The sequence below is a fragment of the Stenotrophomonas maltophilia genome, from assembly GCF_047497515.2.
Taxonomy (GTDB): domain Bacteria; phylum Pseudomonadota; class Gammaproteobacteria; order Xanthomonadales; family Xanthomonadaceae; genus Stenotrophomonas.
In genome coordinates, this window is record NZ_JAXAXL020000001.1 from 457043 (window position 1) to 478341 (window position 21299).

A 21299-nucleotide genomic window follows, 5' to 3' on the forward strand; every position below is an offset into this window, starting at 1 on the left:
CCAAGTCATGCTGAAAGAGTTCCCCAAGCCGTTGGCTGCCACCATTGGTGATGTCGTTGGCTCCTACTACTACAGTCACCGACGCTTGGAGACGATGCTTTATGAAGCAGGCGCTTCTGGCGATGTTCCTGAGGGAAATTGCGTTGATAAGGTTCAAAATTGGCTTGTGAGAGAAGGGAAGGAGGATGTCTCTAAGGCCTTCACGATCCTTGGCAAGCTCATTGAAACGCTGATGGATGGTGAGGTCTCGACCTGGGACCCCGACAAAGAGCTCACTGCTCGCAAGCGAATCAACGAAATTCTTGCTCGCTATCAACTGTCCTATGGATTTGGCGGCCGCATTCTGGGCGCTCACTCTGTCACAGCTCCAAGCAAGGCGTTCGGCGATGCTTTGAAGGACTTCTCGGTCGCAGAAGTGGAGGAAGAGTTTGAGCGAGCGGTGAGATTCATTGACAGTGATCCGGCTGCTGCCGTCACGGCAGCATGCGCCATTGTCGAAGCTCTCTGTAAGCACTACATCGCTACTGAGCGCCTGGATCTACCCACGAGTCAGACAGTGAAGCCCCTGTGGGTTGTCGTTGCTAAGCACTTGAAGCTGTCGCCTGAGCAGCTGGAAGACGATGACTTGAAGCGTGTGCTGTCGGGGCTAAGCTCTATCATTGATGGCCTCGGTGCTTATCGAACGCATGCGGGCAGTGCCCACGGCCAGCACAAACGCGCCTACAAGGTCGCTCCAAGGCACGCACGTCTTGTTGTCCACTCAGCTCATTCTTTGTGCCTGTTTGTGGTGGAAACTTGGCAGGCCCGGAAAGCCCTGGCCAAGGGGAGATAGGGACATGATCGAACCAGACCGAAAAGCAGTATTAGCGGCGTTGCCGGAGCTCAGCTCAGTCATCCTAAGCCCCAGTTTTGCAGTGCTGACGACAGATCACGAGTGCTGGACATGCGTGGCAGCGACATCGGTCAGCGCTCTTTGGGTGCCAAGCTTCGTTGAGCGCTTTGATGACGACGAAGAGCTGTCCGTCGCAGACGCAGCCGTTCTCAGATTTGTGGAGTCGATCAACCTTCCAGCCGCGCAGCACATCTCAGCAGCTGCGCCCTGGATGCTTATGGCGACGACGAAGGGATCGGGCACGCGCTATCTGGTCAACCGTTGCCAAGCGTGTGGTGCTATCCAGGGCGACTTCCACCTCTTCGGAGTGGATGGTCCGTTCGGGTTGGTCACATTGGAAAAGCAGGGGACAGAGCACATCAATGTTCGCTATGTCGATTGCCCGATTGAAGCAGTTGCCGGGATTGCCCAAGCAACTTGGATTGATCAAATCTCTGCGAGAAATTTGCAGCCACAGTAGTTTTTCAGCCTTCCAGCTGAGCTGATAGCCTCGCTTTTGCGGGGCTTTTTTATGCCGGGTGCCGATGCTGAACAAGCATTTATGGAAAGGGACGCCTTTCACGTGGACCAAAACCTCCAATGAAAATACAGTTCTCATCGAAGTCTGGCATGGCGTCAGATAAGTGGAGAGCTTAATGAGCTACATCAATTTGAGTGAACTTGATTCAACCGGCAGGAATAACATTCTGATGGACGTGGAGCTTGCACACGTGGTCCAGAATTATTCTTATGGAGACGATATTCAGTTGGAGTATTCGCAGGTTTTCATCATTGTCAGTATGAAAGCTCTTGAGCAGCTTCGATGCACATCGGATGAGAGTGCGGACCTTTCATTTTCCTTCTATACCCAAATTGGGACTGCACTTGTGAAAATCAATGTGACGGTAGTTGATAACGATGCTTTTGGGGAGTCGATGACCATGACTGTCGAGTTGGAGGAGGTCATGTATGTTGAGTAATTCGACCGCTGCTCTTCTGCAAGGGCGAACTAAAGCTTATTTTGACTCTGAAAAAAGGGGGGGAGCATGAATGAGTTGCTCCCAGGGCTTGATTTTTCCGGCTACATCCAAGGCAGGGCCGAGATCTGCAACAGGATTAGGAGAGGCTTTGATGAAATTGAAGATGCGATAAAAATGGCCAAGGATGGCAAGCTTTTTGATCGGAGATTGCACGAGGGCAAACGATATCTCAGTCGCACAGAGAGCGAGCTGATCGACACTATTGATCGGTCAGCATGGCGCTACTTGATGGAACAAAGTGGACTTTGGTCGTTTCTTAATGATGCAAGGCGCGATGAATGGACGCGAGGATTGGGTGGGTATGATCCAGTTCCTGAGTTCAGTTCAGATAATGTTGAGGCCACTTTTCGCGAATACTATGAATCGCGGGAGCAAATGCGAGACGACGGACTAAGGGATATTTTTTTGGAACTTAGTCGTGATTATAAGTGCAATGAGCATCACTATCTCGCGGAAAAGTGCATTGTTAAGTTGTCTGACTGGACTGGTGGCTTTGATCAATCAAGTGTCAATGTTATCGATGATCTGGCAAGGGTCATGTGCTCACTTGATGGAAAGCCGGAGTTCGATCATCGAATCACTACATTTAGGATGCTTACACAGAATTGCTGGGAGGACGCACCTTGGAATGATTACTTCTCATTGAAGGTATTCAAAAACAAGAACGGACATATCAAGTTTAAGCGACTGGATCTATTAGAAAGATTGAATAATGAGATTGGGAGGGTCTTTTCCAATGCACTGCCTCCCGAAATTAAGTTATGAGGTCTTGAAGTGCTACTAGCCGAGCCTCCAGGACGGCGCAAGCGCCGTCTTGGAGAGCATCCTTGATCCGATTTTGGTGATAGAGAGCGAGCCGCTGGCTGCGGTTGGTCTCAACTTTTGCGGCACTTTTCCGACGCTTCCGCAGTGCGTCAGGCTTGTTAGATAGCGCGCGTGTTGCATCAGGGCAGCGGGCGAGCTCACCGAACTTGCTGGCATGACCAGGCCTCAGGCGGGACCTGAGTGCAGCGACTGACCGAACATGGTCCGGCCAGAAGTCTTGCCACTCGCTACCGGGAGCTACCGCGTCATTGCTTGGGAGGGGCACAGGCACGACGAGTGCGTTGAGCTCGATGAGTGACCAGATCAAGGGTAGGAAGCGCCCTGGATCTACCTGGTAGACGCTCACGGCTTCTCCCACCAGCGCTAGGCGGGCACCCTGAAACTTGGTCAGCACACGAGCAGCACCCAAGCTCTGAGCGTCACCTGAGCGCGCCCCGAAGCCGATCAGGGCCAGGTCAGAAGATTGGTGTGCGAAGACACGAAAGCGCGGCTCAGCCCACCGCTTAGCCAGGTGCCTCAGCACAGTGCACTTCATCGAATTGCGGGTGTGAGGCGTCCAGTGGTTGGCAGAGCGTGCTAACAGCTCCAAGCGGCTATGCATCAGGTCCGTTGGGGAAAAGCCCAGGACGCGGCCGTGCGATGGAAGGGGTGGGGCAGCAGCTGGGCTGCAGAACGGTTCGCCAAGGCTGAGCAGATCTGAAGTGCCGCGCCTTCGATTGCAGCGCTCACAGCACAGGAAGCAGTTGGAGAAGTCGTCTGGTCCGCCAAGCTCAACGGGAACGATCTGAGCAACGACGATTGATGATTGCTGGGAGAAGTCACATGCGCAGATGGGGCAGGAGGTCTGCATCGATCTCAACTGCTGGCGAAGCTTTGCTGGCAGATTGAATGACTGTCGAGCTGATAGTTCAGAGATGGCTTGGCTGAAAATCGCAATCGGATCATCAAGAGAACTTTGCTTCGCTTCGTTCACTTGCTCGATCCTACTTTTGTCTGTCGTCTCCATAAAATTTGTCGTCTCCCGTTCTTGCTTGATCTCATTTCAGTGAAGCAGAAATTGAGATCGGCGCAAGAGTCAGCATCGAAAAGAACGACCAGGAGCGAAAAGAAAAGGCAGAAGCGTCGGCTGGCGGAACGGCAAAGGCATCGTCATTTTCACAAGTCTAGATCATACACATGACGCACCTTTGGGTGTTCCGCGCTGATCCCCGCGCGCCCTGTGTAGAGCGTTTGAGAGCTTTGCATCGTAAGGATTTAAAGAGGCCCCCGAGTAGGGGCTTTTTTAATGCCTTCAATCACCCTTATCAACTTTCTCTAAGTATTTATCAGCAGCCCCCTTGCCATTTCACCGAATCGCCTTACGGTCAATTTATGTCAAACGGAGAATTTATGAAGCTGATCAAAAGAAATGTATTGCTTGAGGGGGAACAATTGAGGTCGCTTGCGGAGATGGCTATTCGCAAAAGAACAAGTGTTAATGAGCTCGTGCGGCTAGCCGTCGATGGACTGTTGAACGATCAGCTGTTCAAGGAATTCAGCGAAAAAGCGATGTGTGAGCTGAAAGAATTTGCTGATAGGGAAGAGCGGCGATTGGTTGAGGCGCGGAGAGAGCTGATGCTCGATTTTAAAGCAGGCGTCAGTGCATTCAACCAACAGTCAGAGCGACACATCGAAAGGTCTACTGATCTCACGAAAACATTTGTCTTAAATCTATCGGCAGTGTTGGGTGGGGATGAAGTTGCGCTCAACCCGAAAACGAATACGAGCCTTAGCGAGACCGACGACATCATCGGTCAGGCTTTGAAAAATCGCTAACCCATTTCATTCATCAACTAAGGAGAAATCTATGAAAAAAACTAAATTAATTATAACTGCCTCATTGATCACCATGCTCTCAGGCTGCGCAACGCTTGACCAGCTCTCAGGTGGAGGTTCAGACATCAACAAGGGCACAGTCGCTAAAGGGGCGGGCATCGGCTGCGTAGCTGGTGGGGCACTAGGCGCGATCTTCGCTGGCAACGACGGCGCGATGAAAGGTTGCGCTGCGGGTGGACTAATCGGCGGGGGCATGGCTTACAAGCAAGAGATCGCAAGAGCGCAGGAGGCAGCCAATGCGGCTCGCTTGGCAGGCATGCGAGCAACGGTGGACACAAAGACCGAGACCTCAGCAGAAGGCAAGGCTGTTGAAAAGTTTCAGGGCCTGGTGGTCGAATATGACCCTGCATCTGTGATCAATCCTGACCAGAAAACTAAGGCTTTCTTTGACAAGCTCAGCACGATCTTGAAGTCATCCAAGAACGAACTGACCGTTCGAACGGAAGGTGGAGCAGGGTGCTTGGCTGTTGTCGGCGAGTTGAACGGCAGAGGTGCTTTGACAAATCACAAGCTCGACAATCAGTGCGGGAAGGTTCCATCTCACCGAATTTTGATTTCGCCTTTGCCTGATTTGAAATGACGGAGGAAGTTCAATGAGCATGAGCGAATTTGAACGACGACGCCGGCGAGCAGCGTTGGAGCAATCCAATGCTGCTCAAACTCAGTTGGAGCAGAAGAACGAACAGGATGAGACAAAGTTAGTTTCAGATCATCAAAAGGCGGCGCTTCAACACGCAGCCAAGCTCACTGGTCGGTTCGCCAAAACGGTTGCAGCAGCAGCGATTGCCGGCATCGATCAAGCACAGCACAAGGCTGAGGCAATCAAAGCGGGTCGAGCACAAGAGCGAGCCGAGCAGGAAGTGTCGAAGCGGCCTGAGGTCAAAGCACGGGAACCTCACCAGGGAGGGCTAGAGATCAACCAAACGCGGTGTCCCGTCATCCATGCTTCTGAGAGAAGAACTATCAAAGAGACCAAAGCTATGGTCGAAGGCCGTTCCAGGTTGAAGCCAGTGATCTTGGCATCTATCGTTTTAGTCTTGATGCTCTCAGTGGGCGGGGTGTGGTTCCTGATGCATCAGGAGCGTGCGGCGGAACCAGATCCACCTCGCGAATACGACTTAGGGCCAGAGAGATCTGCGCCGCCTTCTGTCATTCGTGAGGCTCCAAAGTCGCCTGACTCTGTCCAGGTCACTGAGTCAATTCAGCAAGTGGTAGAGACGTCAGCGCTGCCAGCGGTGGAAGAGCAGAACCGGGTGGAAGACTCATGGCCTAAACCTTTGAACGCACCTCCGTCCAATTCGGTAATTCCTAAAAAACGATCAGAGCCAAAAGTAAAACCAGATGCACCTGGGAAAAGACAAAGTGACTGGGTGGACAAAGCAAGCGATGACTTAGACCAATTTGCTAAGCAACTTGAGTGAAGAAAAAACCGCGAGTTGGACTTGCGGTTTTTTTGTTTTGGCTTATTGGTAAGGAACTCAAACAACTAAGGAGATTTGCATGTTGTCACTACTCACGCAGTTCAGTCGAAAGGCCGGGCTTTCATTTGCATCCAAGTGGAATCACTTCCATGGGCGACTTTTCATTGGCGCATTCGATGAGCTTGGTCCTCTACACCCCGATGTTATAAAAACGTATTACTACTCTCATCTAGATCGCATCCCATCAATTCCGCGCGATGTCATGAAGCCTCAATGGCGCGAAGACTGCAAACTCGCAGATATCTATCGACGTAATCAAAGGCGCTATGTTGCGCTGGTCAGCACGTTGGCGAGTGGCCTTGTTTGCTTTGGTCTTTTGATGCTGCTCAGTAGCGCTGTTCTGGTGGGAAAGGGCACAAGCGCGGTTAAGAGAGCTCTGAGCAGTGATCAAGAAATCGAAAATCCTTGCGTAGATCCTGAGTCCAAAGCGTGTCGTCAGGCATTGAAAGATGCATATGGAGACCGATTATGATGACTCTCTTTGATCTTATGCAGTTTGCGGGAAAACTTCCCGGTCTTAAAAGATTCGTGGATGTCAAATCTCGCATCATGGAAGAGACTGTCTATGAAGCAAACGAAGTTGTTGGATCGTTCGACAACATGGAGCGATTGCCAGGACGGCTGCTTGAGGATGTCTTACCAGAAGAAGAGCGGGAAGTTCAGTCCTTGGGTGCAGTTAAAGCCTGGCATCTTCCGTATGCGAAGTTCGAAACCATCCAAGCTGATGGAATAGGCATGCCGTCAAGCGATGATGAGTGGCTCGAAATGGGTGCTGTTAAGAACTGGCGAGTTCCCGACAGCATCAAGGTGTTAGAGCCATTTAAGCCGTGGTTTCCCAAAGTTCCACGTGATTTGGCCTACAAACAAATCGAAACAAGCACAACAAAGAGCGGTGAGCAAATTTATGGATATGTCCTAAGCCAAGACAGTCTGTCGGGCTCAGAAAGTTCTGTTATGCCCATGTTCCTCGGGATGCTAACGGTGATTTCATGCGTTGCCTTGATGGCTTGGTTGGTGCTCCCGGGCATGCTCGGAACTTTGGCAGGCCTTGCGATCCTGGCGTGCGCCTATCCTTACCTCATATCGATCAAGCAAGAGGACGGTGGCAAAAAGGCTCTCGGCGCAGCGGTATTCGCATTGTTCTTGCCGTTCTTGCTGAGTGTCGCAAGGCTTAAAGCTAGTGGAATACCAGGCGGGGCAGCGGTTGCTGGTAACGCTCTTGCAGCTAACGCACTGAGTGACCCAAGCACCGCCCTTATTGGTGCAGGCATAGCACTAGGTGGATTTGTGTCGATCTCAATTTTTATTGCAGCGTTCTACGCAATCATCTGGGGAGGTGCTGGATGGAATGGGAAGATCTTAGCTTTCAAGCGTGCTTTAAAGCTTGAAATCTATCTCGTAGTCTTTCTCGCTGTCTTTCTTTATATGCCTTTCCCCGTCAACATCATCTTCGTCTATGCAGTTGCGTGCCTTTGTCCTTTGGTCTACATCAAGCGGCTTGACTTAAATCGCGATGTGATTCTGACCCAAAATGGCAACGACAACAGCATGGGTGACTATGATCTGGCGGATAAGAATCGACGTCGCGATCTTCGTGAGCAACAGGCTAAAGACGCGATGAAGGACAAAACGCCTTTCATTGCATTGGGTAAGCCAACTGGTTACCTACATCTAAAAGACTATCGGCACGCTGCGACGGGTGACGTCATGGGCCTTACAGTGCTCGATAATTCCAAGCATAAGCTGACAACGGGACAGGTGGGGTCGGGCAAAACTTACATTGCTCGCAAAGAAATGGCAGACGTCAAGTGTGCCCGTGTGCGCGTGCCTCTTAATAGACCCACGATCTTGCATGTCACAGAAGACGTGTGTCTTGAATCACAGCAGTTCATCGAAACGCGCATTGGCGGCTTGGTTGCAGACGCAAAGAATGTGCTTGTTGCAGAGATGGGTAGGATCATCGACAAGGCCATTCGTCCAGGCATTGACTTTGCTCTCTGCGAAGACCTAAATCCGTCTGAGTTTGTGCAATCGATTAAAGAAGCGTTAGACAAAAACACGAGCACGAACAAAGATGGGGCCAATGGCATCTGGGATAAGGCCGCTAATATGGTCTATGACCATGCATTGACCATCGTCTATGCGCTTTACAAGAGTGAGATCTTCACCCGTGAGAACTCTGCCAAGCAGTTGAGCGAATTGCAGCAGGGTCTCATTCGTCTCGAAGTTGATCGAGCGTTGTATCCACAAGAGCGTGATGCGTTTGACCAAACGATTGCAAGAGTTGAGAAGAACATTGGGCTGTTTGAGGCTCATCTACGGACTGAGCGCGATTGCCACTGGATCGTAGACAATCATCAGCGATTCATTGAAAAATTGAATGCGATTCGAGTTGTAGGGGGTGTGCCAAAGCTCGATGCGTATGTCCGTGGAGCTTTCGTAGCAATCATCAAATCAGGCTACCTGGACGTTGCAACAAACAGCGCTCAGATTACCGGATCCATTGCTTACTTTGAAAACGAGTGGGCACCAATGGCCCCGGAGACGCGCACCAGCATCACCTTCAATTTGGCGGTGATGATCCAAGCTCTTTTCCGTGGTGAGCACTTGAAGAACGAACATGGAGTGCCCTGGACGGCTATTGAAAAAGGTGTTGATCTTCGTGGTGTGTTGTATGGGGATTGGGTAGGTGTTGATCTTCCCACCGATATCCATGGATTTGCCGGTGAAATGGTTGCCGAGTTGGTGAAGCAGCGTGTTTTCCGATACGTAAAGATGCGTCCCAACAATTGGCTCGAAATCGGTCAGTCCTTCATTTACTACTTCCTTGATGAAGCCCACCTGATGGTTGGTCAATCAGATCGCAAGTTGATCTCTACGTCTAGAAGCAAAGGATTTAGCTTCAATCTATACACTCAGAACATTTATAGCTTCTTTAACGCGCTGGGTGAGAGTCAAGCAAAAGAATTTTTGGCGAACTTCTCTAACAACGTTTGTTTCTTCAACGCTGCGAGTCCTGAGACCTACGGTTATTATCGGAATCTGCTGGGCAAGGAACGACTGACAAACTTCAAGACGGCACCTGTTGGCATCAACTATCTGGCTCAATCTAGAAGCTATGCAGCGTCACCGCTCCATGACCGGCACCATCCACGCTACAAAGAAATGCAAGAGCTCCGCCTTATGGGCGTCGGAAAAATTCAGAATGCTGGCGCGAGCGGTGAGAAGAGCACCTTCCACAACAACAGCATGGATAGCGATGTTAGCTTCACAAGCTATGAAGAGATCAAGCAAATTCAGGGCTTCCGCTTGCAAAAAACGTCAGGCAAGCAGTTGGAGGATGTGCTGAGTGAAGATGACTTCTCTAAAAATCTATTCCGGGGTCGAGCTCTGATCATCCTCAATCGGGCGGGATCTCTCAAGGCAGACTTCTGTGAGGTGTCTGGCCTGGACTTTGATGAGGTGGATGATTACCTAGAGAAGAGAGGATATGGCAAGGCTGCGTAAAAGAATTGGGGGCTTGCCCCCTTTTCTTTTTCTTGAATTGCCTTACAACTTGTCTATTCACCAATAAAGGAGATGATATGAATTTAAAAGAGCAGTTGGATAAGCGAAATGCGTTCTACGCCAACAATCCCCAGCCCCAGGTCTTCAATATACATCGTAAGGCATATGAAGCTGATTTGATCGAGATGGGGCAGGGTGTTAAAGCCTCGATAGAACAGACGCGACAGTCGATCAGAAACGAGAGTGATCCATCCAAGCTTAAAGAGATGCAAGGCGCTTACGTCAAACCCGATCTTGAAAAGGTAGAGGCCAAAATGGCAGATTCCTTTGAGTCGCGTATCGCAATGCGTCGTCTAAGTCAGGAGCAAAGTCAAACCCAAGGTGAGAGCGCTTATCAACGGCAATTCATTACGAGAGAGCGAATCGACGAGTCCAGGCAACATGAGGAACAGTTCAATGCATTCATGCGTGAGAAGGGACGCGTTCCTGTCGAGGGCGAAATGGAGAAATTTACTGCCAAGCCCACGATCACTCAGTCTGAAAAACCTTGGGAGCAAAAGCCCAAAGCACAGTCCATGTAAAAACAGGCCCTTCGGGGCCTTTTTTATTTATAGTTAATTGACAAGTAATAGATATGGCCTTTGTATTGTAGGTAACTCAAATACTCGGAGATCCAGTGATTACTATATTAAGGCGCATCCCTGTTCTTAGTCGTGAACTGATTGCAATGCAGGCGCGCGGAAATCCATGGCAAGTCTTGCTTGTCAATGTTGCTAATTCCGTGAACTTGCACAAGGTGGGCATGCCGGTAAATGAAGACATCAGCACCTTTACTTTCAAGCATTACTTGTCGATGCTCGATCATCCCAGTGAATGGATTGGCGATCATCGCTATGATTCATCTCGATATGTTGATGAGCTCACCAGGTTGATCGGCAAAGCGGACCTAAATGCTCGTTTAAGTAATGGTCGCAATCTCATGGACGTTCTTACAGCTGAAAATCGCTACCAGTTGTGGAAGTCAGTTAGTGAAGACATCCCTGATCTGGCAATAAAAGCCTTCAACCATGGCGCAAATGCATCACCTGAGGCCGCAAAAGCTATGATTTTGCCGATCTATTGGATGGTAAACCCGGAGCACATTGACTACGAATCAGATCATCTGAACTCGATTATTGATCGCTCGGCGTTGGAGGCAGAAGTGCCGAAATCTCAAGTGGCTGTTAAAAAGCCTGTGCGCTTATGAGGAACCTCCTTAGTAGATTGATTGATGCGAGTAGGGTGTCCATCTGGGACGGCTTTGGGATCCTTCGTCATGACTATGACGAAGGGCTGATCGACTTCATGTGCGGTTCGAGGCAGGTGAGCTGGCGTGGGCCCGAGAGGGCGCTTGTCGTTGGGGAGCTCGCTGAAAAGTTGTCAATGTGCTGCCCGGAGCTAGACCCCAAAGAAAAGGACATCGAGTTAGCCGAAATGGCTGCCAAATCCCAGCATCAGGGCCCTGAGTCCTGGTTGTTCCGTGAAATGAGGGATCTGGTCGTTGATGGTGCCAATCCCGAATTTTTGACTGAGCAAGGCAGCTACTTGCAACTACTCATGCGTTATTACTCCATAGCGCGTTCGCTAGAGCACGAGTATGACGCGGATGTCGTTGGGGACCTACTGCTCTGCCTGTCAAAGGTCGATAGCCTCGATGTCTCCTCCGGGAATGCGGATCTCGTCGCCGCCTTACTGAATTGCGAGAGTCTGGCAGGGTCACCGTTGATCACTGCTGACGATGTCAGGTCGTTGGCTGCAAGCAATGATCGAGCCGCTCTTGAACGATCGACTTTGCATGTGTTGGCGCAGCCACAAGCTTCCAGGCGTCTATGAAGGCAATGGTCTACAACGCCTTCGGCAAAGTCCCGACCGCCATTCCGCCGAGCCAGCCAGTGCGGCGGGTTGACCATGGCGTAGCCCTGTTCCTGATCCTGCTCTTGACAACCTATCCAAGCCTCACTTGGCTCGCATGGCAACTGCCTGATAGCCCACTGACCCCGAGCCTGTCCTTTCACCTGATGGGGGCTCCTGCTGCCATCCTCAACAAGCTAACTTTTGGGACTGTCTATCCAGCTAGAGCACATGAATACGTCAGCGCCATGTGGGAACCCTGGAAGGTCTGGATTCGTGTTGGCCCATCCCTCGCACTAAGCCTTTCCCTTGCAACTTGGGTAGGTGCAAAGGCTCTGCAACCCCGATCAAACACGTGGCATGTATCGGGTCCAAGGCTCCTGGAAGGGAGGGAGGCGATCCGAGAGGCACATCGCCGCTCGATGAAGCCACGGCAGATCAAGGAGGATGGATGGCCAGGTTGAGCTTGAAGCTCCATCCGGAGCTGCACCTACCCAAGTCTCACTGGTCACGACACGTCCTGATGCAGGGTTCGGTGGGAAGCGGCAAGACCCAGATCCTGTTGCCGATCATTGAGCAGATCATACGGGCGGATCACAAGCTGTTTTTGTTCGACACGAAGGGCGACTTCACGAGCTACTTTCGTAAGCCCATCATCGTTTGTCCATTCGATGAACGGTCGTATTATTGGGACATAGCGGCTGACTGTCGCTATCCACTGCAAGCCGCGATGCTTGCAGAGATCCTGATCCCTACAAGCCCTGATCAAAAAAATGGTGATTTCTGGTCGATGGCAGCAAGGCAGCTGCTCGTCGCTGCTATCCGATCCCTGCAAGTGGAAAATCCTGGCGTGTGGACGTGGGCCGATCTGGCATTGCTCAAAAACCAGTCGGCGGCGGCCATGCTTCCCATGATCCAGGAGCACTTTGCTTCCGCGAGTAGCTTGATGGAGAACACGGAGAGTCAGACCACAGCCTCATTGCTGTCCACACTCGTGGCTCAAACCAAAATGATCGACGACTTAGCAATGGCCTGGCCTGTCAGGAAGGAGAATCGACGCTTTGCCATCACCGAATGGGCGCAGGACGGCTATAAGGGGCGTAAGCAAGTGATCGTTCAGAGCGGCCCGGAAGAGGCTATGACGAAAGCCTACATCAGTGCCCTGGTCAACCTTGCCATCCCTGAAATCATCTCGCCCAAGCTTCAAGACGCCGAAAAAGACCGCTTCATTGGGTTTGTCTTCGACGAGCTGGCGACGGCCGGTAGGCTCAACATCGGTCCTCTGATTGACAAAGGCCGAAGCAAAGGAGTGGTCTTCATAGGGTGCTATCAGAACATCGCCCAAGTAGCCCAGGTCTATGGCGATAAATTCGCCGAAACGATGTCGTCTATGGTCGGCACCCACATCATCTGTCAGTTGCAGATCGGTGAGACAAGAGAGAAGGCCGCTCAGCAACTTGGCAAGCATCGTGTTGCGTATCGAACGCATGATGAGAAGGCCGCAGTGCACGAAGAGAGCAGGGCGCTGGTCAGCCCGGGTGAGCTTACGGACCGCCTTGGCCCGCGCAAAGGCAAGCAATATGGCCCGCATGGGTTTGGGGTGAGGGCAATTGTCCAGATGGGGGGAGACCCACTCCTTCTCGACTTCCCAGGTGTCGTCATGAGGACCAAGCGCCCAGGTCAAGTTCCAGCGCGATGGATGACTCAACCTCACCAGCGCAACAACCTAGCCATTCCCGGACCTACCCAGGCTGCATCTCTTAGCGCTCAGCCAAAGCGGGTGGGGATGACGAAAGAAGAGATCGATCAGTTCTTTCGAGAATGATGCAAAGCATCCACACCCAACCACGTCCTTTGATCTTGACGTTTGCTCTGAATGCCTTTGACTGATCACATCACATTAGAGGAGATCAGACTTGATTCCAATCACCGCACTTACAGCGCAAGGCAGGAACAAAGACGGCAAGGCAGTCGTTGAATACCTGCTCGCTACCGAAGGCTTGATTCGCTACTACAACGGCGAGACTCAAGAGATCTCGGCGTCATATTGGGGCGGAAAGCTCGCGCATAAAATGAAGCTCGCTGGCGTTGCTGTGGATGGTAAGCATATGCTCTCTCTATGCGACGGATTTCATCCTTTCACTCATGAACCGCTTTGCCAGAATGCTGGCGAAAAGCCGGTCCTAAAGCCAAAGTTCGATGCGAAGGGTGCTCCGCTCTGGGACGAGGATGGCAACCAGGTCATGATTGAGCAGGGCGGTCATCGTGTTGGTTATGAGCTGACGTTTAGTGCGCCAAAGTCATTGTCTACCGTGTTTGCTCTGGCAGATCAGGATGAGCGAGAGAAGATACTGGAAGTTCAACGTAGGGCTGTCGAGCGGGCCTTTGTCTACATCGAAAGCAAGGTCGAGACCCGGCGTGATCAAGGTGGCAAGACTGTCATCCCAGTCGATGGATTGATCGTCTCTTTTCATCAGCATCTAAGTTCAAGGAATCTGGACCCTCAGATTCACACCCATGCGCTTGCGTATGCCGTTGCGAAGGGGGTCGATGGGAAGTGGGGCACATACGATAGCTACGAGATTTTCGCTCATCGCAAAGCGGCTGATGAGATCTACAAGAACGAGCTCGCTGCGGGCTTGAAAGCCTTGGGTTACAAGATTGAACAGCACGTCGAGGTCAATGCCCTGGGCGAGAAGACGGGTGTTCGCACATGGGAGATTCCTGGCACAGAACGGCTTTCAAAGCTCTGGTCAAGTCGTCGCGAAGACATCTTGAAACATCAGCAAGAAAATGGGGGGACGATGCAGCAAGCGTCTCTTGCAACACGCAAGCACAAGGATGAACCCACTTTCCTTGAGCTGGTTGAAGCCTGGAAACAGGATGCTATTGAGTTGAAGAAGCAGCACCCCGAGCTTCTGACGACCGTTACTGAGATCAAGCGGCAGGAGATCACCAGGGAGTTCGTCCCTGCTACTGACGAAGAGATCTTGGAGCTTCTCCACGAGAACGAAGCAATCTTTGATGAAAAAGAGCTCCGTTTTCGACTAGGCCAAGCCAACTCGGGAATGATCGATTCAATCCAGCTGGACGTCATGGTGTCGGACTTCATCCAGCGCAACAATCTTGTGCGCGTCTGCCCGGAGCGAATTCACGTTGACGATATGGGCTCAACCTTAGCTCGCCGGCATACGGAGCAGCGCTTTGCTGCCCCGTGGATGGTGTCCATGGAGCAGGAGATCCTGCACAAGGCACTGAGCCGTGAAGGCGAGTTTTCCCAGCACATGCCGCTCGATAAGCTCCAGGATGCTATCCAGGCCTTCGAGGCAGCCAAGGGCTTCCAGATCAGTCCAGAGCAGCGTGAGGCAGTTGAGCACCTCACCATCAATACAGGGGGCGTGGGCGTGCTCTCCGGGCTTGCTGGAACAGGAAAGACAACAGTGAGCCAGATCTATGCAGAGGCCTTCAAAGCCGATGGGCGCACCGTGCTTGGAGCCTGTGTTTCGAACGAGGCGGCCGAAAAGCTTCACCAGGAATCGGGCCTTGTGTGCACTAGCGTTGCCAAGCTGATCAGTGATTTGGGCAAGTCCAAGCTCAAACTGACGGATAAGCACGTCGTCGTCCTGGACGAGGCAGGAATGGTGGACAGCCGCCAGACTCGGGACCTGATGGCCTATTGCCAAAAAGCAGGAGCAAAGCTCATCTTGCAGGGTGACCAGGAGCAAATCCAACCGGTGGGTGCGGGCTCGGGCATGTCCATTGCAAAAGAGGCAATTGGCGACGCAAAGCTCACGGAGATCCGCCGTCAGAAGAACGCACAGGACCGACATACAGCAGGGCTTTTCTACAACTACGGCGCTGATGGCAAGGTCCGAAACGCAGACAAAGTGCAGTCACGCGGTGACATCATTGAGAAGAGCAAGAAGATCTTTCAAGCGCTTGCAGACAACGGCCAGGTAGACGAGTGGGCAACTGCTGAGCAAGCCAAAAAGGCTTGTATCAAAGCCTATTTCAACAGTTCTGCACCTACCCAAGAGCGTCTCATTCTTGCTCACTCGAACGAAGATATGCAGGATCTCAATCGACGGGTTCGGCAGGAATTGAAGGCACGTGGTCAGGTAGACAAAGAGGACTGCACGTTCCGATCTATTGGCAAAAATAAGGTGTTTCGTGACCTTGCGTTGAGCCGGGGTGATCAGGTCATCTTCAACGTCAAAGACGAGGAACTTGGAGTGATCAACGGAACGAAAGGCACGGTGAAGAGCATCAAGCGGGGCAGTGCTGGCGGGGTGAGCCTTGGCATTGAGATCGAGCGCAACGGGGTCACGAAGACGATCCGCTTTGATTCGCATGAATACAGTGCTCTTGATCTGTCCTACTGCTCGACGATCCACAAGGCCCAAGGGCAAGGAAAGACCGATATCTTCCATCTGGGCCACTCCGGGATGACCGACAACCAAAGCGCCCTGGTGGCTTTTACCCGGCTGACGAAAGGCAGCTACACCCTGTTTGCCGACTCGATGAGCCTCGACCAGATCAAGGGAAAGCTTGGGCAGCAGCGGCTCAAAGAGAACGCCATCGCGGTGAAAAAGCCCATGCGGGCGAAGCAGCCGGACCTGAAAAACGAGTTTGAGCAGCTGGGTCAGCAGCTGGGGCAAAAATTGAAGGTCAATTCCGATTTCGTGGCACGTTTGACCGCTCGTCGGAAAAGACAAGCCCGGGTGGCACTAACACGTTGATTCTGCTCTAGATATGGTGCAGCATGGCCTTGCCGGGGTTGGCCTGGTCAAAGGAATCGACATGAGCCTTCTTACCAAGTTCTCCAACATCTTGAGCCAGCAAAACAAACAAGCTGTGGATCAGGGACTCAATAGCATTCATGGTGACCAGGTCGCCCACCAAGCCGACCGAGCACGAGAGTATCGAGGACAGGCACGCACTGCACAGTTCGAGAACGTGCAGCTTGGGATCAATCTGGGCAACGCAACGAGCGAGCTTGAAGTCACGAAGAAGGCGCTCTTGAAGTCCAAGTGCGAGACTGCTCGGATGCAGGGGTTCGTTGAGAACTACGCAGCGACGATGAGTGTCATGAAGGACGTCATTGAAGACCTTCGTCGCGATGAGTCCCAATTCCGTGGGCTTGATGACAAGGCTTTTGCCGAAATGCTCAACGACGCGGTCGAAAAAGTGCGAACTTCACCTGACGGAAAGCAACTCGGGAAGCATCGTGTCAGTCATTTTGTGGAAGGCTGTGAGTTCACAAATCCTGATGGTGGCTTTATTTTTGAATATCCTCATTTCATCTAATAGATCCGTGCTTCATTTGTGCTTCATTTCAGCCGCCTTCGGGCGGTTTTTTTTGCCCAATGATTGACAAATTAGTGATCTGGCTTTCTATGAAAGAACCCATCTGAGGAGATCACTATGAAAAACATCCCACATCCATTTTTGCTTGCAGTTGTGCTTATGAGTCTCGTTTCAATGCTGATCCTTTGGCCGGGTTACGCAGCATCGACGTTCCAACTCTCTACATACATGGCATCAGCTGTTCTTGCACTGACCCTATGCCTCATGCGCCTGAAGAAGATATTGGTGGCAGAGCGAGTAAAGGCCAAGCGATGAGGTCTCGAGGCTTTGCACTCGTCGAGCTCAGCCTTGTCGTTGGCCTTGCTGCGATAGCCAGTGTAGGTGCCTGGATGGCCTTCGGTCCTACATCCGCTGGCACAAGGATCCAACAAGAAGCGGCAAATCTTACCCAATTGGCTGACGCCATCGCTGCGGACTTCGCTGTCGCAGAAGGGCGCTACCAAAGCGTCAATGCAGCAAGCGCCGTTGAGCGCAAGTTGGCACCGTCAGCCTGGGTAGACGGCCAAGGTCTTCACTCTCGGACCCTTGGCAACATCGAGCTTTCAACCCTCAATGCAGGGCAGGGCTTCCGAATCACCGCGACTGCAGTCCAGGCGAACCTTTGCCTAGGGCTGGTGCAGAGCTCTGTCAGGGCGTTTTCGGAAGTCCACGTCAATGGCGTGCTGGTCTACTCTCGCCGTTCTCTCAATCACGGTGCGTTGGCCGAGAGCTGTGCTGAGGGTGGCGAAGTAGCATTTGACCGCAGCTAGAACACAAAAGCAGCAATCCTATTTGCGGCCTGTGGTGAAATAGTTGTCAGGACTGTTTGCCCCTCTGCACGTCCGTGATACATCAATAGATCGCTGTGAGTTAGCAAACCCGTGCCTGAGCTTGGCTAGCCTATCAGCGGCCCCCTCGAAATATGCACTAGCCAGGAAGTAGTCAGCAGCTGCCTCTCTCGCCAGACGTTTGCTATCGAGCGACGCACTGGCACACAATAAATTCTCGGGGTGCTTTTCGGCGTAATCGCTGACAATCAAGCTCTCTTCAAAAGCTTGCTTCGTTTGTAGTCTGAGTCTCGGCAGCTCGCGCTTCATCTGTTCAAGAAACTTGGGTGATGGTCCGCTTTGAACTTCAATCTGATTGGTGTCCGTTACGGTTTCAGCCATGAAAAAAATGGTTAGCGACAGCGGTAGGAACATTAGATACAGCTTCATCATGATCTCCTTTTTTGGTTGAGTAACACTCAGTCAAAGGTGATCTGGTCTGTTGTCAATGCTTTGCTGGCAAAAAGATGGGGGCTCCCCCACTCAAAAGAGGAGCCCCCGCCTGGGAAGAAGGAGATCGGATCTCCCCAGGTTTGAACAATAATTAGTGGCCGAGGTTGACTGAGATCCCGATGCCGCCTTGGATCGATCCGCCGCCCATACCTTTTGAGAAGCCTGCTGAGAGGTTGACCCTCTCACTCACGCGGGCCTTCCAACCCACCGCCACAGCAGCCTTGTTGCCATAGAATCCAACGCCAGCAGTGGCATGGACTTCACCGATGACGCCAGAAGTCTGTGCACCCATCATTGAAGCGAATGCTGCGGACTGAGCTCCCTGGATCTTGACCTCACGTTCCAGGTTGCCAATGCGTCGAGTGGTGTCTTCCCAACGATCCGACCACTGTTGCTGCATGTCATAGAGCTGACCGCCATTGACCGCGTCTGTTGATCCCTGAGAGATCGAGCCGTTGCCCACCCCGGTTACCCGGTTGCCACCGGCATTGATTCCCTCGGAATTGATGATGGTCTTGGCTACCTTGATCGATCCTTGATCGCTCAGCTCGATTTGATCTGAGAGGCTCACAGAAGTGCTTCCATCTGCCTTGGTCTGAACTTCGATGTTCTTGCCAGCTGCAACCTTCGCAGAACCGTCTTTGCCGTCCTGGCCGGGTTCGCCTTTATCTCCCTGCGCTCCTGCCTCACCTTTCTCACCTTGAGGGCCTTGTGGACCTGGTGTGCTGGATCCACCACCGCCTGGCGCGTTCTCCAAGCCTGTCACCCGGCCATCCAGGTCTGCTAACGCATCGCCGACTGTGTTGTAGCTCGCACCGCTCAGGAAGTCGTAGCTCGGGGCGACAATGGTGTTCGTGACCGCGTTGTAATTGGCACCGCCACCCAAATAGCTGGTGGTCGAAGAGAGAGCGTTTTGGGTGTTGGTGACTTGAATGGAAACGCTGTTGAGCTGACCCATGTTGACCGCGTCAGTCTCATCCTGGCCGCTCGCGATGTTCGTCAAGCGAACGGGCTGACCAGCCGCACTGCCAAAGCTCGCGGTCATTGACTCAGTGCACGATGCACCGTAGCCAATGGCAATACAGTCCTGGCCGGCCGTTGCGTAAGCACCCAAAGCCACCGACGAGTCGCCAGCAACGGACTGATGTCCGCCCGCAAAGGCAGAATCACCCGCTGAACTGAGGCTTCCGATGACCGTCGATCCATAGAGCGAAGCCGCGCTATCAGCGCCGATTACAGTGTTGTAGGTGCCAGCTGCCTTCGCTCCGGCTCCTGCTGCTACGACTGACTGGCCTGTGGCTTGCGCTGTGTCCGTTCCGTCTGTGACGGGGGATGACGCTTTGAAATACGGAGAAGCTGACCCGCCGCTTGGCTTGTTGTCTAAGGCAGTCAAAGCAGCTCCAACAGTCGTGTAGGTTCCTGTGGAAAGAGCATAGCTTGGAACATTGAAGGCACCATTCGTGAAGCTAGCTCCACCGCCCAGTGATGCAGCAAGTGGTGCAATCTGACTCACAATCACTGCGTCATTTCCAGCCTGGCCGGCTGCAACGTTGACGATTCGGCGACGCATGCTGCTGTCACCGACAGATACGGTATTCGCACCCCCATCTGTTGAGCCATGGCCTAAAGAAACAGCGTTTTGGGAGGATGCTTCGCCACCAATAGCGATTGTGCGAGCACCAGTAGCTTGCCCGCCGATGGCAATCGCTGAGCCAAACATGCTGCCGTTCGCGACCGCGCCTGAACCGATGGCAATGCTGCCGATGGTGCCGGCGTAAGCTCGGTATCCAAGGGCTACCGCTTGCTGACTAGCGACAGAAAAATTGCCGATTGCCGAACCGCCCCAGGCAGATGAGGCCGTATCGCCAAAGGCAACGCCGCCGTCTGTATTGGTAGCCCGATTCCCAACGACAGTGGCCGTTCCGATTGGGTTGGCGTCGATGGAGTTGTCTGTGACTCCTCCGGTAGTCAGCCACGCCGAAGCGCCGTTGCCGAGCACGAGACAGCCGACTACACCATTGTCCCGGCATGTGGCGTTCTGGGAGCCTTTGATGATCATTTGATCGCCGACTGTGTCAGCCATGGCCGGATGGGCGATGGCCGCAAGCGCGAACGACAGTGCGAGTGAGAGTTTTCGGAAGGCCTTCATTGCTTCACCCCACAGACAAACATGGGGCCAGGCACTGCGCTGATCTTGCCGGCTTTGTCTGGCTTGGAGATCACGACTTCTTGGAAGCTCGCTCCTTTCTTTGATGCAAATGAAACGGTGTAGAGGCCATCGCTCCCAGTGCGTGCTTCCGCAACCGGAGATGTTCCCTGGTCTGCTCGAACAACGATATGCGCGTCAGAGACGAGTTCGTTAGCAACGATCAATGCGCCTTGCACTGTGCAAACGCCGTTCTGGAAAGACACTGTTGGCTTGACGGCCGCATTGAATGCCTGGGGATCGACAGTTGTGATCACTGTTGCAAATGAGGGGGCTGATAAAAGGGCAAGTAGTGGGATAAATAATTTAAACACTGGATCTCCGTTTCGTTGAGTTGCCTTCAACAAAACAGAAAAAATCTAAAGCGCAAGACGTTGATCACAAAAAAACCGCCCGAAGGCGGCTTTATTTTATGGCGCAGCGATCTTAGTAAGAGATCGTGATTTGACGTTCTGCTGTGTAAGTGCCAACAGCTGCATATGTCGCGTCCGTGTTGACAGTGATGCGAGTGCTAAACACTTGTTCTGCGCCAGTCCCAACGGAGCTCAATGCGGCGTTGTTTGCAGTGGTGCTAAAAGGTTGCCAGTTCGACGGACCGCTCAAGCCAAAGCTTGCCCGGGCTTTGATCTCTTTGGATGTGGCGGCGTCAGTCATCACAAAGTTGCCGGACGCGTCGGCCGTATCCATTTCAACGGTGTAGGGGAGGTCTTTGTTGCATATGACAGTCAGATCCTGGATCGCAGAGAGCGCAACGATAACGCTGTTCTCGTCCCTTTCACCCAGCTGCATAAATACGTCATCAGGAATTGCCATTTTGCAGACTGCCGCTTGAACGGCAGTGATATTCATTGTCTGTGTCTCAGTTGCAGCAAAAGCCGGATTTGCAGCAGCCATTGCCAAGCCAAATGCTAAGCCGGTAGCAATGGTAATTTTATTCTTTAACATCGATTGATCTCCTTCATTGATAAGCGGAATTGC

The 21299-nt window shown here is 52.3% G+C and carries 20 protein-coding genes; 15 read left to right on the forward strand and 5 right to left on the reverse strand.

The features are described from left to right. Positions 1–7: 7 nt before the first annotated feature. From ACMZPQ_RS02340 to ACMZPQ_RS02355, 4 genes are all read left to right on the forward strand, one after another. Positions 8–832, forward strand: a complete 825-nt coding sequence (locus ACMZPQ_RS02340) for an abortive infection family protein (protein ID WP_180845979.1) — start codon at positions 8–10, stop codon at positions 830–832. Between the two features lie 4 nt (positions 833–836). After that, the gene (locus ACMZPQ_RS02345; protein ID WP_062167824.1) at positions 837–1352 is read left to right on the forward strand and encodes a hypothetical protein; all 516 of its coding nucleotides are present in this window, start codon (positions 837–839) and stop codon (positions 1350–1352) included. A gap of 175 nt (positions 1353–1527) precedes the next feature. Beyond that, the gene (locus tag ACMZPQ_RS02350; protein WP_065868166.1) at positions 1528–1851 is read left to right on the forward strand and encodes a hypothetical protein; all 324 of its coding nucleotides are present in this window, start codon (positions 1528–1530) and stop codon (positions 1849–1851) included. Between the two features lie 66 nt (positions 1852–1917). Next, on the forward strand, positions 1918–2676 hold the full coding sequence (locus ACMZPQ_RS02355; protein WP_082746559.1) for a DUF4942 domain-containing protein: 759 nt from the start codon (positions 1918–1920) through the stop codon (positions 2674–2676). Here ACMZPQ_RS02355 and ACMZPQ_RS02360 read toward each other — a convergent pair. Next, positions 2666–3742, reverse strand: coding sequence for an HNH endonuclease signature motif containing protein (locus tag ACMZPQ_RS02360; RefSeq protein ID WP_414485990.1), 1077 nt, complete (start codon positions 3740–3742; stop codon positions 2666–2668). The genes ACMZPQ_RS02355 and ACMZPQ_RS02360 overlap by 11 nt on opposite strands. 383 nt (positions 3743–4125) lie before the next feature. On the opposite strand from ACMZPQ_RS02360, the gene ACMZPQ_RS02365 reads away from it, so the two are divergent. From ACMZPQ_RS02365 to ACMZPQ_RS02415, 11 genes are all read left to right on the forward strand, one after another. Next, the gene (locus tag ACMZPQ_RS02365; protein WP_197649820.1) at positions 4126–4551 is read left to right on the forward strand and encodes a hypothetical protein; all 426 of its coding nucleotides are present in this window, start codon (positions 4126–4128) and stop codon (positions 4549–4551) included. Positions 4552–4582: 31 nt separating this feature from the next. Then, positions 4583–5191 carry a YMGG-like glycine zipper-containing protein gene (locus ACMZPQ_RS02370; protein ID WP_197649821.1) on the forward strand — a complete coding sequence of 203 codons (609 nt, stop codon included), beginning with the start codon at positions 4583–4585 and terminating at the stop codon, positions 5189–5191. Positions 5192–5210: 19 nt separating this feature from the next. After that, entirely contained in the window at positions 5211–6032 is an 822-nt protein-coding gene (locus ACMZPQ_RS02375; RefSeq protein WP_197649822.1) for a flagellar basal body-associated FliL family protein, read from the forward strand. Between the two features lie 79 nt (positions 6033–6111). Continuing rightward, positions 6112–6564: a hypothetical protein gene (locus ACMZPQ_RS02380; protein ID WP_197649823.1), complete on the forward strand. Its 453-nt coding sequence runs from the start codon at positions 6112–6114 to the stop codon at positions 6562–6564. Further along, complete coding sequence (locus tag ACMZPQ_RS02385) at positions 6564–9599, forward strand: TraM recognition domain-containing protein (RefSeq protein ID WP_414485991.1); 3036 nt, start codon at positions 6564–6566, stop codon at positions 9597–9599. Before ACMZPQ_RS02380 ends, ACMZPQ_RS02385 begins: the two co-directional genes overlap by 1 nt. A 77-nt stretch (positions 9600–9676) precedes the next feature. Next, the gene (locus tag ACMZPQ_RS02390) at positions 9677–10180 is read left to right on the forward strand and encodes a hypothetical protein (RefSeq protein WP_197649825.1); all 504 of its coding nucleotides are present in this window, start codon (positions 9677–9679) and stop codon (positions 10178–10180) included. 200 nt (positions 10181–10380) lie between these two features. Continuing rightward, positions 10381–10845: a hypothetical protein gene (locus ACMZPQ_RS02395; RefSeq protein WP_154329510.1), complete on the forward strand. Its 465-nt coding sequence runs from the start codon at positions 10381–10383 to the stop codon at positions 10843–10845. Positions 10846–10880: 35 nt separating this feature from the next. Then, positions 10881–11471 (forward strand): hypothetical protein, encoded by a 591-nt coding sequence (locus ACMZPQ_RS02400; RefSeq protein ID WP_154329509.1) that lies wholly within the window; start codon positions 10881–10883, stop codon positions 11469–11471. 478 nt (positions 11472–11949) lie between these two features. After that, positions 11950–13314 carry a type IV secretion system DNA-binding domain-containing protein gene (locus tag ACMZPQ_RS02405; protein ID WP_197649826.1) on the forward strand — a complete coding sequence of 455 codons (1365 nt, stop codon included), beginning with the start codon at positions 11950–11952 and terminating at the stop codon, positions 13312–13314. A gap of 91 nt (positions 13315–13405) precedes the next feature. Beyond that, a complete protein-coding gene (mobF, locus tag ACMZPQ_RS02410; protein ID WP_197649827.1) occupies positions 13406–16228 on the forward strand; it encodes a MobF family relaxase in 2823 nt (940 codons plus the stop codon). Positions 16229–16289: 61 nt separating this feature from the next. Further along, the gene (locus ACMZPQ_RS02415; protein WP_156455817.1) at positions 16290–16796 is read left to right on the forward strand and encodes a hypothetical protein; all 507 of its coding nucleotides are present in this window, start codon (positions 16290–16292) and stop codon (positions 16794–16796) included. Between the two features lie 827 nt (positions 16797–17623). Here the strand turns inward: ACMZPQ_RS02415 and ACMZPQ_RS02420 are convergent. The 4 genes from ACMZPQ_RS02420 to ACMZPQ_RS02435 all read right to left on the reverse strand — a co-directional run bounded on the left by ACMZPQ_RS02420 (position 17624) and on the right by ACMZPQ_RS02435 (position 21266). Further along, positions 17624–18052: a hypothetical protein gene (locus ACMZPQ_RS02420; protein WP_197649828.1), complete on the reverse strand. Its 429-nt coding sequence runs from the start codon at positions 18050–18052 to the stop codon at positions 17624–17626. A 154-nt stretch (positions 18053–18206) separates the two neighbouring features. Then, positions 18207–20264, reverse strand: coding sequence for a YadA-like family protein (locus tag ACMZPQ_RS02425; RefSeq protein ID WP_197649829.1), 2058 nt, complete (start codon positions 20262–20264; stop codon positions 18207–18209). Continuing rightward, positions 20261–20635 (reverse strand): hypothetical protein, encoded by a 375-nt coding sequence (locus tag ACMZPQ_RS02430; protein WP_197649830.1) that lies wholly within the window; start codon positions 20633–20635, stop codon positions 20261–20263. Before ACMZPQ_RS02430 ends, ACMZPQ_RS02425 begins: the two co-directional genes overlap by 4 nt. A gap of 112 nt (positions 20636–20747) precedes the next feature. Next, a complete protein-coding gene (locus tag ACMZPQ_RS02435; RefSeq protein WP_197649831.1) occupies positions 20748–21266 on the reverse strand; it encodes a Csu type fimbrial protein in 519 nt (172 codons plus the stop codon). Positions 21267–21299: the final 33 nt, after the last annotated feature.